The 14,649-nt window shown below is 73.0% G+C and carries 14 protein-coding genes, 1 pseudogene and 1 riboswitch; of the genes and pseudogenes, 3 read left to right on the top strand and 12 right to left on the bottom strand.

Translation table 11 applies throughout. The annotated features are described in order from the left end of the window. The first annotated feature begins 30 nt into the window (after positions 1-30). Positions 31-1,335 carry an MFS transporter gene (locus AC1DXT_RS11755; RefSeq protein WP_477061493.1) on the top strand — a complete coding sequence of 435 codons (1,305 nt, stop codon included), beginning with the start codon at positions 31-33 and terminating at the stop codon, positions 1,333-1,335. A 2-nt stretch (positions 1,336-1,337) separates the two neighbouring features. Here AC1DXT_RS11755 and AC1DXT_RS11750 read toward each other — a convergent pair whose 3' ends face one another. The 8 genes and pseudogenes from AC1DXT_RS11750 to AC1DXT_RS11715 form a co-directional block, all read right to left on the bottom strand. Then, positions 1,338-1,619 carry an SHOCT domain-containing protein gene (locus tag AC1DXT_RS11750; protein WP_477061492.1) on the bottom strand — a complete coding sequence of 94 codons (282 nt, stop codon included), beginning with the start codon at positions 1,617-1,619 and terminating at the stop codon, positions 1,338-1,340. Between the two features lie 110 nt (positions 1,620-1,729). Then, positions 1,730-2,394, bottom strand: a pseudogene (locus tag AC1DXT_RS11745) (response regulator). Further along, positions 2,391-3,515, bottom strand: coding sequence for a sensor histidine kinase (locus AC1DXT_RS11740; protein ID WP_477061491.1), 1,125 nt, complete (start codon positions 3,513-3,515; stop codon positions 2,391-2,393). The pseudogene AC1DXT_RS11745 and the gene AC1DXT_RS11740 overlap by 4 nt, the downstream one beginning before the upstream one ends. A gap of 75 nt (positions 3,516-3,590) precedes the next feature. Beyond that, positions 3,591-4,403: an exodeoxyribonuclease III gene (locus AC1DXT_RS11735; RefSeq protein ID WP_477061490.1), complete on the bottom strand. Its 813-nt coding sequence runs from the start codon at positions 4,401-4,403 to the stop codon at positions 3,591-3,593. A gap of 46 nt (positions 4,404-4,449) precedes the next feature. Continuing rightward, positions 4,450-4,929: a VOC family protein gene (locus AC1DXT_RS11730; RefSeq protein ID WP_477061489.1), complete on the bottom strand. Its 480-nt coding sequence runs from the start codon at positions 4,927-4,929 to the stop codon at positions 4,450-4,452. A 69-nt stretch (positions 4,930-4,998) separates the two neighbouring features. Then, positions 4,999-5,880, bottom strand: coding sequence for a bifunctional methylenetetrahydrofolate dehydrogenase/methenyltetrahydrofolate cyclohydrolase (locus AC1DXT_RS11725; RefSeq protein ID WP_477061488.1), 882 nt, complete (start codon positions 5,878-5,880; stop codon positions 4,999-5,001). Continuing rightward, positions 5,880-7,160: a serine hydroxymethyltransferase gene (gene glyA, locus AC1DXT_RS11720; RefSeq protein WP_477061487.1), complete on the bottom strand. Its 1,281-nt coding sequence runs from the start codon at positions 7,158-7,160 to the stop codon at positions 5,880-5,882. The genes AC1DXT_RS11725 and glyA overlap by 1 nt, the downstream gene beginning before the upstream one ends. A 61-nt stretch (positions 7,161-7,221) precedes the next feature. Then, a riboswitch (ZMP/ZTP riboswitch) is annotated at positions 7,222-7,310 on the bottom strand. Positions 7,311-7,322: 12 nt separating this feature from the next. Next, positions 7,323-7,817, bottom strand: coding sequence for a GNAT family N-acetyltransferase (locus AC1DXT_RS11715; RefSeq protein ID WP_477061486.1), 495 nt, complete (start codon positions 7,815-7,817; stop codon positions 7,323-7,325). A gap of 48 nt (positions 7,818-7,865) precedes the next feature. On the opposite strand from AC1DXT_RS11715, the gene purU reads away from it, so the two are divergent. Then, on the top strand, positions 7,866-8,729 hold the full coding sequence (gene purU / locus AC1DXT_RS11710; RefSeq protein ID WP_477061485.1) for a formyltetrahydrofolate deformylase: 864 nt from the start codon (positions 7,866-7,868) through the stop codon (positions 8,727-8,729). 49 nt (positions 8,730-8,778) lie between these two features. Further along, positions 8,779-10,128, top strand: a complete 1,350-nt coding sequence (locus tag AC1DXT_RS11705; RefSeq protein WP_477061484.1) for an extracellular catalytic domain type 1 short-chain-length polyhydroxyalkanoate depolymerase — start codon at positions 8,779-8,781, stop codon at positions 10,126-10,128. Positions 10,129-10,169: 41 nt separating this feature from the next. On the opposite strand, the gene AC1DXT_RS11700 is transcribed toward AC1DXT_RS11705, so the two are convergent. Genes AC1DXT_RS11700 through AC1DXT_RS11685 form a run of 4 tightly spaced genes read right to left on the bottom strand, consistent with a single transcriptional unit; the run spans position 10,170 to position 14,336 of the window. Next, positions 10,170-11,354, bottom strand: a complete 1,185-nt coding sequence (locus AC1DXT_RS11700; RefSeq protein WP_477061483.1) for a sugar ABC transporter permease — start codon at positions 11,352-11,354, stop codon at positions 10,170-10,172. Then, the gene (locus tag AC1DXT_RS11695) at positions 11,351-12,082 is read right to left on the bottom strand and encodes an ATP-binding cassette domain-containing protein (protein ID WP_477061482.1); all 732 of its coding nucleotides are present in this window, start codon (positions 12,080-12,082) and stop codon (positions 11,351-11,353) included. Before AC1DXT_RS11695 ends, AC1DXT_RS11700 begins: the two co-directional genes overlap by 4 nt. Then, positions 12,079-13,155: a substrate-binding domain-containing protein gene (locus tag AC1DXT_RS11690; protein WP_477061481.1), complete on the bottom strand. Its 1,077-nt coding sequence runs from the start codon at positions 13,153-13,155 to the stop codon at positions 12,079-12,081. The genes AC1DXT_RS11695 and AC1DXT_RS11690 overlap by 4 nt, the downstream gene beginning before the upstream one ends. Next, a complete protein-coding gene (locus tag AC1DXT_RS11685; protein ID WP_477061480.1) occupies positions 13,152-14,336 on the bottom strand; it encodes an ROK family transcriptional regulator in 1,185 nt (394 codons plus the stop codon). The genes AC1DXT_RS11690 and AC1DXT_RS11685 overlap by 4 nt, the downstream gene beginning before the upstream one ends. Positions 14,337-14,649 lie beyond the last annotated feature (313 nt).

Here is a 14,649-nt window from a genome sequence, read left to right as displayed (position 1 = left end):
TTTCCCAATCAGTCGTCCCATGCTGGTCGCATGAGCACCGACCGCACCACTGTCGCACCCGAGCGCCCCCGCTCGTTGGTGCACCACCCGGACTTCCGCCGACTCTGGACGGGCGACGCCCTCGGCCAGCTGGGGGCGCAGCTGACCGCCCTGGCGCTGCCGATCTTCGCGGTCCAGCAGCTGGCCGCGACCGAGTGGGAGATGGGCGTCCTCACCGCCGCCGAGTACGCCGCGTTCCTGGTGATCGGGCTGCCCGCGGGCGCCTGGGTGGACCGGATGCGCAAGCGCCGGGTGCTCATCGTGGCGGACCTCGTGCGCGCCACCGTGCTCGCCGCGGTCGTGGTGACCGCAGCCACCGGGCACGCGTCGATCCCGTTGCTCGTCGTCGCCGCCCTGGTCATCAGCGCCGCCACGGTGTTCTTCGACGTGTCGCACCAGAGCTACATCCCAGGACTGGTCGGCCTCGAGCACCTGGTCGAGGGCAACTCGAAGCTGCAGGCCACGGCCTCGGTCGCGCAGGTGGCCGCCCCCGCGCTCGGCGGTCTGCTGCTCCGGGTGATCACCGCGCCCGCACTCATCGCGGTCACCGTGGTCACGTACCTGGTCTCGGCGTTCGCCGTCGGCCGCATCCGGCACGTCGAGACGCCCCCGCACCCCAGCACGCGCCGGCCGCTGAAGGTCGAGATCGCCGAGGGACTGCGGTTCGTCCTGCACGAGCCGTACCTGCGCCGGATCGTCGCATGCACCTCGCTGGGCAACTTCGCGGGGTCGCTCGCCGGTGCGGTCACCGTGATCTACGTGCTGCGCACGCTCGACCTGGGCACCGCCACGTGGGGCGCGATCGTCTCCGCCGGCGCGATCGGCGGGCTGCTCGGAGCCGTGGTCGCGGGCCGGCTCGCGCAGTGGATCGGCGAGGGCCGGATCATCCCCCTCTCCGCGCTGGTCATGGCACCCGCCTCCGCACTGATGCCCCTGGCGTCCACCGGGGTGGTCCCGGCCGCACCGCTGCTCATCGCCGGTGGCGCCGCGTTCGGGTTCGCCGTCATCGTCTACAACGTGGCCCAGGTGAGCTTCCGCCAGCGCGTGTGCCCGCCGCCGCTGCTCGGTCGCATGAACGCGTCCGTGCGGTTCATCGTGTGGGGCTCGATGCCGATCGGTGGCCTGCTCGGCGGCTGGCTCGGCACGCACCTGGGCGTGCTCCCGACGCTCTGGGTGTCGGTCGGGATCATGGCGCTCGCCGCGGTGCCCGTCGTGGTCTCGCCGCTCCTGGGCATGCGCGACCTGCCGGGCGCCCCCGTCTCGGCCGACCCGCAGGCAGACGCGACGGAGGCCTGACCTCAGCGCGCGGGCCCCTCCGCGGCGAGCAGCACCTCGAGGCGTGCCCGGTACTCGGTCTCGTCGATCTCCCCGCGGGCGTAGCGCTCGGCGAGCACGGTCCGTGCGCCTCCCCCGTCGCGCTGGCCGTCCCAGCCCGCCCAGTAGCGCCGGCGGCGGCGGCCACCCAGGGCGAAGAGCACGGCGATCAGGCCGAACCAGAACAGGGGGACGAGCAGGAACCAGGGTCCGGGTCCCCACCCCCAGCCGTAGCCGACGGGGTGGGACACGAGCGTGGTGAGCATGACGACCTCCGAGGACGCGGCGGCCGACCGTCGACCGCACCACCACCGTCGCTCGGGCACCGACCGCCCGTCGTCGTCCCCCCGGAGCGTCGTGGTCGCTCCGAGCGGAGTCAGGCGGACCAGCCGGGGCGCACCAGCCCGGACTCGTAGGCCACGACCACGAGCTGCGCACGGTCGCGGGCGCCGAGCTTCGTGCCCGCCCGGAGCACGTGCGTCTTGACGGTGAGCGGGCTCAGGAAGAGCCGCGCGCCGATCTGGTCGTTGGACAGCCCTTCGGCGACGAGCACGAGCACCTCGCGCTCGCGGGGGGTGAGGTTGGAGAGGGCGGCCGGCTCCGCGACCTCCCGCGTCGCCCGCGCGACGGTGGCCAGCAGCCGGCGCGTGACCGTCGGCGACAGGAGCGCATCACCGGCCGCCACCACGCGCACGGCCCGCAGGAGGCGGCCGGCTCGGTGTCCTTGACCAGGAAGCCCGACGCTCCCCCGCGGATCGCCTCGGCCACGTACTCGTCCAGCTCGAACGTGGTCACCACGACCACCCGCACCCGCGCGGCGCGCGGGTCGTCGACGATGCGGCGCGTCGCGGTCAGACCGTCCGTACCCGGCATGCGGATGTCCATGAGCACGACGTCGGGCAGGAGCTCGAGCGCGAGCCGGACCGCGTCGTCGCCCGTGACCGCCTCGCCGACCACGGTCATGTCCGGCTCGGCGTCGATGAGGGCACGGAAGCCACCTCGGACCAGCCCCTGGTCGTCGGCCAGCAGCACCCGGATCACCGCGGGACCTCCAGCCGGACGTGGAAGCCGGTCGGCCCGGACGCAGCGGTCAGCGTGCCGCCGAGGGCCTCCGCCCGCTCGCGCATGCCGCGCAGCCCGTACCCCTCGACCAGCGTGCCGACGGGGGGTCCGTCGTCCCGGACGTCGAGCACCACCGTCTCGCCCACAGCCAGGCTGACCTGCACGGATGCACCGGGAGCGTGCCGACGGACGTTGGTGAGCGCCTCCTGGAGGGTGCGGAGCACCACCGTGCCGACCTGGTCGCCGACCTGCGCGTCGAGCCCGTCCGCCTCGATGCGCAGGCCGTCGTCGCGCGCCCGGTCCACCAGACCCTGGAGGCTCCTGGTCCGCGCCGGCTCCCGCGGGGCCTCACCGTCCGCGCGCAGCACGCCCAGCACGTCCCGGACCTCGTCGAGGGCGTCCCGGCTGGCCTCCCGGATCTCGACGAGCGCGCGCCGAGCGGCCTCCGGCTCCCGCTCCATCAGGTGCAGGCCCACCCCGGCCTGCACGGTGATCCCCGACAACGAGTGCGCCAGCACGTCGTGCAGCTCCCGGGCGATCCGCAACCGCTCGGCCGCGACCGCCGACTCCTGCCGGGACAGCTGCGCCGCCCGCAGCGCCTGCATCCGCTCCCCGCGGCCGCGCGCGCCCTCCCCCACGAGCATCGCGACGAGGAGCCCGGTCACCGCGAGAGTGGCGTAGACCGGGCTCGGGGACGGGGTCGTCGCCGCGAGCACCGCGACACCGACGGCACCGGCGGTGCCCGCGCCCCAGGAGAGCCACCGCTGCCGCGTCGCGCCCAGGGCCACCACCACGAAGGCCAGCGGCACGAGCACCGGTCCCGGCTCGTAGCCGAGCGCCAGGTAGGTCAGCGGACCGGCGACCGCGAGCACCGCGCCGAGCACCGCGACCGGTCCGCGCTGCACCACCGCGACGAGGCCGGCGGGAGCGAGCAGGAGGAGCACCGCGGCGAGGAGGTCGAACGCCCTGGCCTGCGGATGCCGCCGGCTGGCGGCCGCGCAGCCGAGGACCGTGACCAGTGCGAGGAAGGTCGCGGGGACGACGACCCAGCCCGGCCGGACGCGCCCCCAGGGCGGTCCGGTCCACGGCGCGCTCGTCACCCGACCACCGTAGCCAGCGGGGAACGCCCGCCGCGTGGTCCGGAAGGAGCGCCGCGCCCGCTCCGTGCGGACCGGTCAGAGGTCGTACTCGACCACCACAGGGGCGTGGTCGGAGAACCGCTCCGCGTACGTCGCTGCGCGGTCCACGGTTGCGCGGACTGCGGCGTCAGCGAGGTCCGGCGTCGCCAGCTGGTAGTCGATGCGCCAGCCCGCGTCGTTGTCGAACGCCTTGCCGCGCCAGGACCACCACGTGAACGGTCCCGGCCCCTCACCGCCGAGCTCGCGGCCGAGGTCGTGCCAGCCGAGGTCGTCGAACCACCGGTCGAGGTAGGCGCGCTCGCGCGGCAGGAAGCCCGCGGACTTGAGGTTGCCCTTCCAGTTCCTGATGTCGGCCTCGCGGTGCGCGATGTTCACGTCCCCCGCGACGACCGCGTAGCCGCCCTGCTCCGCGATGTCGGCCAGCCGTCCGGTGACGTGGTCGAGGAACGCGTACTTCTCGTCCATCGACGGCATCCCCGCGGTGGCGGAGTGCAGGTAGGTGGACACCACCGTGATGCTCCGTGCGGGTGCGCCCTCGTGCGCGGGCAGCTCCAGGTCCGCCTCGACCCAGCGGCCGGAGTCCCCCGTCACGCCCGTCTTCAGGCCGATCCGGACCGCCGTCATCGGCAGCCTGCTCGCGATGGCGACGCCCGCGCGGCCCTTGGTCTCGCTGGCCTCGTGCGCCAGGTGCCACTCCCCCGCCGGCAGGTGGTCCGCCAGGATCTCGTCCGACGCACGGACCTCCTGCAGGAGCACCACGTCCGGGTTGCGGGCCTCCAACCAGGCACCCATTCCCCGCTTGTAGGCGGCCCGGATGCCGTTGACGTTCACGCTCGCGATGGTCAGCACCGGACCATCCAACCCCAGACCACGGACAGCTCCGGCCGCGTCTCGATCACGTGCCCGCGTAAGCCGCTTCGAGGGCATCGATGTCCAGCTTGCCCATGGTGAGCATGACCGCCATCGCGCGAGCGACCCCCTCGGCGTCGGGACGCGACATCACGTCGTCGAGCTGGACGGGGACCACCTGCCACGAGACGCCGAACTTGTCGACGAGCCAGCCGCACTGGCTCGGTCGGCCGCCGTCGGCGGTCAGGACCTCCCAGTAGTGGTCGACCTCAGCCTGGTCCTGACAGTCCAGGACGAACGAGAAGGCCTCGTCGAGCGTGAAGTGCGGGCCACCGTTGAGGAACGTCGTGCGCATGCCGTCGATCGTCAGCTCCACGATGAACTCGGCACCCTCGGCGAGGCCGGGCGTGCCGGGCGGTGCTGTCACGACGGAGTGGATCGTCGTGCGCGGGATCACCGACGCGTAGAACTGCGCGGCCGGCACGGCTTGGTCGTCGAACCAGAGGTGCGGACGGACGATGCCCATGACAGGGCTCCTCTCCGACGACCGGGGCCGGCCGTCACAAGGACAGCCTGGCCCCGGTCGGGGCAGAACTCAGCCCAGGAGTCGCTCCGCCGTCTCCACGACGTTGGTCAGCAGCATCGCCCGCGTCATCGGCCCGACCCCGCCCGGGTTCGGTGACACCCACGAGGCCACCTCGCGCACCCCGGGGTCGACGTCGCCGACGACGCGGCTCTTGCCCGTCTCCGGGTCGGTGGACCGCGAGACGCCGACGTCGATGACGACCGCGCCGGGCTTGATGATGTCGGCCGTGATGATCCCCGGGACGCCGGCCGCCGCGATGACGACGTCGGCGTTCCGGGTGTGCTCGGCGAGGTCCTCGGTGCCCGTGTGGGTGAGCGTCACGGTCGCGTTGATCTCCCGACGCGTGAGCAGCAGCCCGATCGAGCGCCCGACGGTGACCCCGCGTCCGACGATGACGACGTCCGCACCGCGCAGGTCGATGTCGTGCCGGAGCAGCAGGTCGATGATGCCGCGCGGCGTGCACGGCAGCGGGGACGTGACCGGCTCGTTGACCCGGAGCACCAGGCGACCGAGGTTGGTCGGGTGCAGGCCGTCGGCGTCCTTGTCGGGGTCGACGAGCTCCAGCACCCGGTTGGTGTCGATGCCCTTCGGCAGCGGCAGCTGGACGATGAACCCGGTGCACTCCGGGTCCTCGTTCAGCCGCCGGACCGCCGCCTCGATCTCGTCCTGCGTGGCCGTGGCCGGCAGGTCCTCCCGGATCGAGGCGATGCCGACCTCGGCGCAGTCCTTGTGCTTGCCGGCCACGTACCAGCGCGAGCCGGGGTCGTCGCCGACGAGCAGCGTGCCCAGCCCGGGCGTGACCGACCGCGCCGCGAGCGCCGCGACGCGTTCGGTCAGCTCAGCCTTGATCCGGGCCGCGGTCGCGGTCCCGTCGAGGAGCTGCGCCGTCATCAGTACTGCTGCAGGTCGGAGTACAGCGGGAACGCGTCGGTGAGCTTGAGCACCCGGGCCTTGAGCGCGTCGAGGTCGGTCGAGGCACCGTTGATCAGGGCGGTCGCGATGATGTCGGCGACCTCCGTGAACTCGGCGTCGCCGAAGCCGCGCGTGGCCAGCGCCGGCGTGCCGATGCGCAGGCCGGAGGTGACGCGCGGGGGGCGCGGGTCGAACGGCACCGCGTTGCGGTTCACGGTGATGCCGGCGGAGTGCAGGAGGTCCTCCGCCTGCTGGCCGTCGAGGTCGGAGTGCCGCAGGTCGACGAGCACCAGGTGCACGTCGGTGCCGCCGGTGAGCACCGAGACGCCGGCCTTCGCCACGTCCGGCGCGGACAGGCGCTCGGCGATGAGCCGGGCGCCGTCGATGGTGCGCTGCTGGCGGTCCTTGAAGTCGTCGGTGGCCGCGACCTTGAACGCGACGGCCTTGGCGGCGATCACGTGCATGAGGGGGCCACCCTGCTGGCCGGGGAACACGGCCGAGTCGATCTTCTTCGCGTACTCCTCACGGCTCAGGATGAAGCCGGAGCGGGGGCCGCCGATCGTCTTGTGCACCGTGGAGGACACCACGTCGGAGTGCGGCACCGGGTTCGGGTGCAGGCCGGCGGCCACCAGGCCGGCGAAGTGCGCCATGTCGACCCAGAGCTTGGCGCCCACCTCGTCGGCGATCGACCGGAACGCCGCGAAGTCGAGCTGGCGCGGGTACGCGGACCAGCCGCCGATGATCACGTCGGGACGCTGCTCGAGCGCCTTCTCGCGCACGACGTCCATGTCCACCAGGAACGTCTGCGGGTCCACGCCGTACGCGCCGACCTCGTAGAGCTTGCCGGAGAAGTTGATCTTCATGCCGTGCGTGAGGTGGCCGCCGTGGGCCAGCTCGAGGCCGAGGATCTTGTCGCCCGCGTTGATCAGAGCGTGCAGCACAGCCGCGTTGGCCGTGGCGCCCGAGTGGGGCTGGACGTTGGCGTGCTCGGCACCGAACAGGGCCTTGGCGCGGGCGATCGCGATGTTCTCCGCGATGTCGACCTGCTCGCAGCCGCCGTAGTAGCGGCGGCCGGGGTAGCCCTCGGCGTACTTGTTGGTGAGCACGGAGCCCTGCGCCTGCAGGACGGCCCGCGGCACGAAGTTCTCGCTCGCGATCATCTCGAGCGTGCCCTGCTGGCGGGCGAGCTCACCGTCGAGGACGGCGGCGATCTCGGGGTCCAGCTGGGAGATGTTCTGGTCCATCAGGGGGATGCTCATGGCACTCCTTCGCAGTCAGCGTGTACGCGCGCGTCCGGCACCCGCACACTCGTGTGTGGTGACCGGGGGCCCAGGCGTCCGACCCGTTGGTCTGCTGCTGCGTCGCTCCCCGGTGGTGACCCACCCGCTGCGCCAGTCGCGACGGGTAGAGGCTACCAAGGCTCAGGCCTCGTCGGACCCATCACCGAGGATCTTGCGCAGGTACGCGTACGTCAGGTCGCCGGCCGTCTGGTCGTGCTGGTGCTCGTACCCGTGCTTGGCGTAGAGCGCGAGGTTCTGCACCGAGTCGCGGCCGGTGAACACCCAGACCTCCTCGATGCCCTCGGGCAGGTGCGGCAGGATCGCCATGAGCATCTGGGTGCCGAACCCCTGACCCTGCAGGTCGGGAGCCACGGCGAACCGGCCGAGCGTGGCCTTGGTGCCCTCGATGAGCATCCGGATCGAGCCGACCAGCCGGTGCCCGTACCAGCCGCCGAGCGTGATGACGCCGTCGCGCTGCAGGTCCGCCTCGAGCTCCTCGAGCGTCTGCGTGAGCGGGGGGATGTGCGGGTCTCCGTACTGCTGGGCCTCCGTGACGAACGCCGCGCGACGCAGCGTGAGCAGCTCACCGGCGTCGTCGACGGTCACCGAACGGATCTCGAGGTCGGGCTGCGTCATGCGGCCCATCGTGTCAGCCGATCCGCACGACCACTACTCTCGGACACCGTGTCCCCCGTCTCCTCTGAAGCCACGCACTGGGTTCTTACCCTCTCCTGCCCCGACCGCCCCGGGATCGTCCACGCGGTCGCCGGGCTGCTGGCTGAGCACGGGGGGAACATCACCGAGTCCCAGCAGTTCGGGGACCCGCTGTCCGGGCTGTTCTTCATGCGGGTGCAGGTCACCGCGTCGACGCCGCGCGACGAGCTCGAGGCCGCGTTCGCGCCGGTCGCGCGGCAGTTCGCCATGGACTGGTCGCTCGACGTGGTGGGCCGGCCGGTCCGCACGCTCGTCATGGGCTCGACCGCCGCGCACTGCCTGAACGACCTCGCGTTCCGCCAGCGCTCGGAGAACCTGCCGATCGAGCTCGTCGCGGTGGTGTCCAACCACACGGTCCTGGAGCCGCTGGCCGACTTCTACGGCATCCCGTTCCACCACGTGCCCGTCACCGCGGCGACCAAGGCGCAGGCCGAGGCGCGCCTGCTCGAGCTGGTCCGCGAGCTCGACGTCGAGCTGGTCGTGCTGGCGCGCTACATGCAGATCCTGTCCGACGACCTGTGCCGGGCCCTGCAGGGCCGCGTGATCAACATCCACCACTCGTTCCTGCCGTCGTTCAAGGGCGCCCGCCCGTACGCGCAGGCCCACGACCGGGGCGTCAAGCTCATCGGCGCCACCGCGCACTACGTCACCGGGGACCTCGACGAGGGCCCGATCATCGAGCAGGACGTCGAGCGCGTCGACCACAGCCGCCACGTCGAGGACCTGGTCGCCCTGGGGCAGGACGTCGAGCGCCGCGCCCTGGCCCGTGCCGTCCGATGGCACGCGGAGCACCGGGTGCTCCTCGACGGGCACCGGACCATCGTCTTTCGCTAAACGCTTCGTGCCCTGACCTCGGGGGACGGCGGTCGGGCACGCTCCGGGGATGAAGCCGTCCCTGCGCCGCACCGTCGCGGCCGCCACCACCCTCGCCCTCGGCGTGCTCGGTCTCGCGGCCGCCGCGCTGACCACCGCACCGGCCGCGCAGGCCGCGTCGCTGGTCAGCGTCCCGAGCTTCGGCAGCAACCCCGGCCAGCTCGGCATGAGCCTGTTCGTGCCGGACTCGCTGCCGGCCAAGCCCGCGGTGCTCGTGGTCGTGCACTGGTGCACCGGGTCCGCCCAGGCAATCTACGACGGGGGGCAGTTCGACGAGCTGGCCACCCGGTACGGCTACATCGTCGTCTACCCGCAGGCCAACCGGAGCGGCAGCTGCTTCGACGTCAGCTCGTCGGGGGCCCTGACGCACGGCGGCGCCAGCGACCCGACGAGCATCGTGTCGATGGTCCGGCACGTGCAGCAGCAGTACACGACCGATACCAGCCGCGTGTTTGTCACGGGCGTCTCGTCCGGCGCGATGATGACCGAGGTGCTGCTGGCCACCTACCCCGACGTGTTCGCTGCCGGGTCCGCGTTCTCGGGCGTGCCGGCCACGTGCTTCGCAACGACGTCGCCGCCGCCCGGCACCACGTCGCAGGCCCCCTGGAACAGCGACTGCTCGGGCGGTCGCCGAGTGCTGACCGGAGCGCAGTGGGGCGACCTCGCCCGCGCGGCCTACCCCGGCTACACGGGAGCACGGCCGCGCGTGCAGCTATGGCACGGGTCCGAGGACACGACCCTGAGCTACGTGAACTTCGGCGAGGCGATCAAGCAGTGGACCAACGTACTGGGCGTCAGCGCGACGCCGGCGTCGACCGACTCCCCCGCGAGCGGCCAGACCCGTACCCGCTACGGCGCGACCGGCGACCGGGCACCCGTCGAGGCGATCAGCCTGCAGGGCGTCGGCCACAACCTGCCGGTGGACGCGGCCGCCGCGATCCACTTCTTCGGCCTGGACACGACGAGCACCCCGTCGCCCACCACGCCGGCCCCGACCACACCCGTCCCGACGACGCCGGCACCCACGACGCCCGCACCCACGCCCTCAGGTGCCTGCACCGTCACCTACTCCATGAACCAGTGGAACACCGGCTTCACGGCGAACATCACGGTCAGGTCGGCGGTCGCGCTGAACGGGTGGACGCTGACCTGGACCTACCCGTCCGGCCAGACCGTCACGCAGGCGTGGAGCTCGGTCACCACGCAGTCCGGGTCGGTGGTGACCGCGAAGAACGCCGCCTGGAACGGCTCCGTCCCCGCGGGCGGCTCCACCCAGTTCGGCCTCAACGGCGCCTACACGGGCACCAACACGCCCCCGACGAGCTTCGCCCTCAACGGGACCGCCTGCACGCGCACCTGACGGCTCCCCGCCGGCGGGCCGCGGCCGGCGCCGGTTGGGCCTCAGGACTCGCGGGCGCGGCGCTGTAGCGCGTCGATCGTGACCGCGACGGCCAGCACCAGGCCGGTCACCACCAGGCGCGCCGACTGGTCCAGGTTCAGCAGGGTGAGCCCCGTGGAGATCGACTGCACGACGAGGATGCCCACGAGCGCCGACCACGCCGACCCGCGCCCGCCGAACAGGCTGGTCCCGCCGATGACGGCTGCCGCGATCGCGGTGAGGTTGGTGTCCCCGGCGCCGCTGCCCTGGTTCGCCGCCGCGAGGCGACCGACCGCGAGCACCCCACCGAGCGCGGCGAGCGTCGAGCACGCCACGAACGCGGAAATGAACACGCGTCGCACGGGAACACCGGCCTTGCGGGCGGCCTCGGCGTCGCCGCCGACCGCGCGCACGAACCGGCCCCAGCGCGTCCGGCGCAGCAGCAGGTCGGTGAGCGCGACGAGCCCGACGAAGAGCGCGAAGACCGCGCCCACGCCACGGTTGGTGCCGAGGTAGGCCACGACGACGGACAGCACCGCCGCCAGCGCGACCACCCGGGCCACGACCTGCCACAGGGGCGCGACCGGCAGCTCCACCCGGAGCCGACGTACGCGGTCCATGGCACGTCCGGCGGCGTACGCGACGACGACGAGCGCGACGATCGCCCACGACGTCGCGGGCGCCAGGAACGCGGTCTGGCAGAACCGCACCAGCCACCACTCGAACGGCAGGTTGACCGACCCTGTGGGCCCGAGCACGCGCATCTGCAGCCCCGTGACCACCAGCAGCCCGGCCAGCGTGAACACGAAGCTCGGCACCGCCAGCCGCGTGTGCAAGGACGCGTAGATGGACCCGACGAGCACCCCGACCGCGAGCGCGGCGAGGACCGAGAGCCACAGCGGCCAGCCCAGCTGCACCGAGCCCACGGCCACGACGGCGGCGGCCAGCCCGGAGACTGCGCCGACCGACAGGTCGATCTGCCCCACGTGCAGGGTGAGCACCACCCCCAGCGCGATCACGCCCGTGGCGGCCGACTGCTGCGTGAGGTTGACCAGGTTGTCGCTGGACAGGAAGTGCGGGTTGAGCAGCTGGAACACGACCCCGATCAGCACGAGCACCACGGCGACGGGCAGCACGCCCAGGTCGCCGGTGCGCAGTCGCCGCCAGGTCGTCGCGACGAGGCCCGAGTCGGCGACCACGGCGCTCATCGGGCGATCCCGGTCACGGCCGCCAGCAGCTCTTCGTAGCTGGTCCGCGCGGCGTCGAACACGCCGTTGACGCGACCGAGCCGGAGCACGACGATCCGGTCCGCCACGGCCTGCACGTCGGCCAGGGAGTGGCTGGTCAGGACCACGCCGAGCCCGCGCTCGCGCAGCCGCTCGACGAGCGTGAGGAACTCCGCCGTCTGGCGCAGCCCGAGCGCGGCGGTGGGCTCGTCGAGGACGATCACCCGCGGCTCCCCCAGGAGCGACCGGGCGATGGCGACGGCCTGCCGCTGACCGCCGGACAGGGCGGCGACGGGTACCCGCACCGACGGCACGCGCGCGGCGAGCTGGTTCAGCAGCTCCCACGCGTGCTTCTCCATGGTGACCTCGTCGAGCAGGAGCCCTCGCTCGGCCTCGTGCCCGAGGTAGAGGTTCTCGACGACGTCGAGGTTGGCGCACAGGGCCAGGTCCTGGAACACCGCCGCCACGCCGAGCCCGCGCGCGACCGACGGGTCCGAGAGCGTCACGGGGTGGCCGTCGACCAGGACGTCGCCGGTGTCCGGGACGAGCGCTCCGGTGAGGGCGCCGACGAGCGTCGACTTGCCCGCGCCGTTGTCCCCGATGACGGCGACGACCTCGTGGGCGTGCACCTGCAGGTCGACGTCGACGAGGGCGCGCGCCGCCCCGTAGCTCTTGGACACGGCGCGCAGGGCGAGGATCGGCTCGCTCACGGCGCCCCTCCGTCGAGCAGGCCTGCGGCCGCGCAGGCGTCGGTGTAGGGATCCACACAGATCTCCTCGGTGGTGTAGACGCCGCCGTCGACGATGACGCGGTGCAGATTGTCCAGGGTCACGGGCACGGGGCTGAGCAGCAAGGAGGGCACACCGGCGACGCGGGCGGTGGTGACCGGCACCTCGCCGCGCAGCACGCGGACGGCCAGCTCCGCGGCGGTGCGCGCCTGTCCGCCGATCGCCTTGTAGACGGTCATCGACTGGTCGCCGGTGACGATCCGCTGGATCGCCGCCAGCTCCGCGTCCTGCCCGGTCACCGGGGGGACGGGGTCCAGCCCGGCGGCCTTCATGGCCGAGATCGCCCCGCCGGCGGTCCCGTCGTTGGCGGCGTAGACGGCGTCGACCCGGCCCGCGTACTGCGTGAGCTGCCCCGTCACCCACTCCTGCGCCTTGTCCGGGCTCCAGTCGGGGGTGTCGTACGAGGCCAGGATCTCGATGGGCGCGTCGGCGAACGCGTCGGCGACGCCGGCCTCGAGCGCCGCCGAGTTCGGGTCGGTCGCCGCACCGTTGACCATGAGGACGCCCTGGGGCGGATCGTCGGGCCCGGTCCGGCCGGCCGCCAGCTCGCGCACGAGCGCCTCACCCTGGTACCGGCCGATGCGACGGCTGTCGAACGAGACGTAGTAGTCGAGGTCGGCGTCGGAGATGAACCGGTCGTACGCGATGACCGGCACCCCCCGGCGGTGCGCCTGCCCGACGATGCTCACGGCCGCCGCGGCGTCGACGGCGTCGAGCACGAGCACCCCGGCGCCCTGCGTCAGCGCGGACTCGGCCTGCTGCTGCTGCGTGGCGGCGTCCTGGTCGGCGTTGGCGTAGACGACGGTGCACTCGGGGCACCGGTCGTGGACGACCTTCTCGAACTCGGGGCGGTCCACCGCCTCATACCGCGCGGTCTTCGACTCCGGGAGCAGCAAGGCGATCACCTGGTCGGAGGGGGCCGCGTCCGTCGGGGCGGCCGCACACCCCGCGAGGACGAGCGCCACGGCGAGGGCCGCCGTCAGCGAGCGGGTCATACGACCACCGCCCCGGCGCCGGCGATCGTGACCGTGTCGAGCGCCACGGCGAGCGCCCCGCGCACCTCGGCGGCGGCGCCGAGCTCCGCGCCCACCACCGGGACCGGACCGGCCGTGCTCGGGATCGTGCGCTGCGCGAGCGCGATGCGCAGAGGCTCGAGCAGCAGCTCCCCCGCGTCCGCCAGCTCCCCGCCGACCACCAGGAGCTCGGGGTCGAACAGGTTGCACACGCTGGCGGCGGCGACGCCGAGGTGGTGCCCTGCATCTGCGATGACGCGCCGGCACCCGGTGTCGCCGGCCTCGGCGCGGGCGATCACGTCGCGCAGCGTGAGGTTGCCGTGGCTGGGCCGCAGCATCTCGAGCAGGACCGGGGCGCCGACGTACATCTCCAGGCAGCCGCGGTTGCCGCAGCGGCACACGGGGCCCTGGTCGTCGATCGTCGTGTGCCCGATCTCGCCGGCGGCGCCGACCCGGCCGTGGAACACCTCGCCGCCGAGCACGAGCCCCCCGCCGACCCCGTGGGAGGCGCGGATGTAGACGACGTGCTGCTTGCCGCGGGCCGCGCCGAGGCGGACCTCCGCCAGCGCACCGAGGTTGGCGTCGTTGTCGACGTACACGGGCAGGCCGAGCCGCTCGCCGAGCATCTGCGGCACCCGTGCGCCGTCCCAGCCGCGCAGCATGCCCAGCGAGGAGAGCTGGCCGGTGCGCACGTCGACCGGAGCGGGCACGCCGACGCCGACGGCCAGGACCTCGGGCAGGGTCGCGTCGACCGAGTCGACCATCTCGGTGAGCAGGAGGGCCGCGCGCTCGAGGCCCTGGTCGGCGCGGTGGTCGGGGGGCAGCGGCATGCGCTGCTCGGCGACGATCCGGTGGGCGACGTCCGACAGGGCCACGCGCAGGGACCGGGTCCCGAAGTGCATGCCGGCGACGAGGCCGAGGTTGCGGGCGAGGGTCACCTGCTGGGCCCGGCGTCCGCTGCGGGACGTCGGCGCCGTGTGCAGCACACCGGCGGACGTCAGCTCTTTGACGATGTTGGACACGGTGGCTGGGGACAGGCCTGTGACGCCGGCCAGCTCGACCTGCGTGAGGGAGCCACGCTGCTGGACGGCGCTGACGATCCGCGCCCGGTTGGCTTCACGCAGTGAAGTCTGCGAGCCCGGGGTGACCCGGTCATTGCCCACCGGCGCAGGATACACAGCGGCAGGCGCGCACCTGGGTGAACCTCCTCGACGCGCGTGCGGCCGACCGACGGGAGTGCTCGCTCACGCACGCCGACCTGCGACGACGGCGGAGAAATGCCCCAGACCAGGAGGTCTGCCGCCACCCGGGCAGGCCCGCGTCTCCAGCGGGTGAAGACGAGATCACGATTTGGCCACTCATGTGTTCACTTCTTGACTTCAATGTGGCCCCGGCTATGTGATGTGACCCGGATCGGGCGAGGCGCGACGTTGGGCCTCCGACCGATCGTCCGGCAGACGCTCCCGCTCCGCCGGG

Source organism: Cellulomonas sp. P1_G12_2, assembly GCF_056405535.1.
The sequence above is the reverse complement of the archived record's forward strand: the minus strand, read 5'-3'. Positions and strand labels throughout refer to the sequence as shown.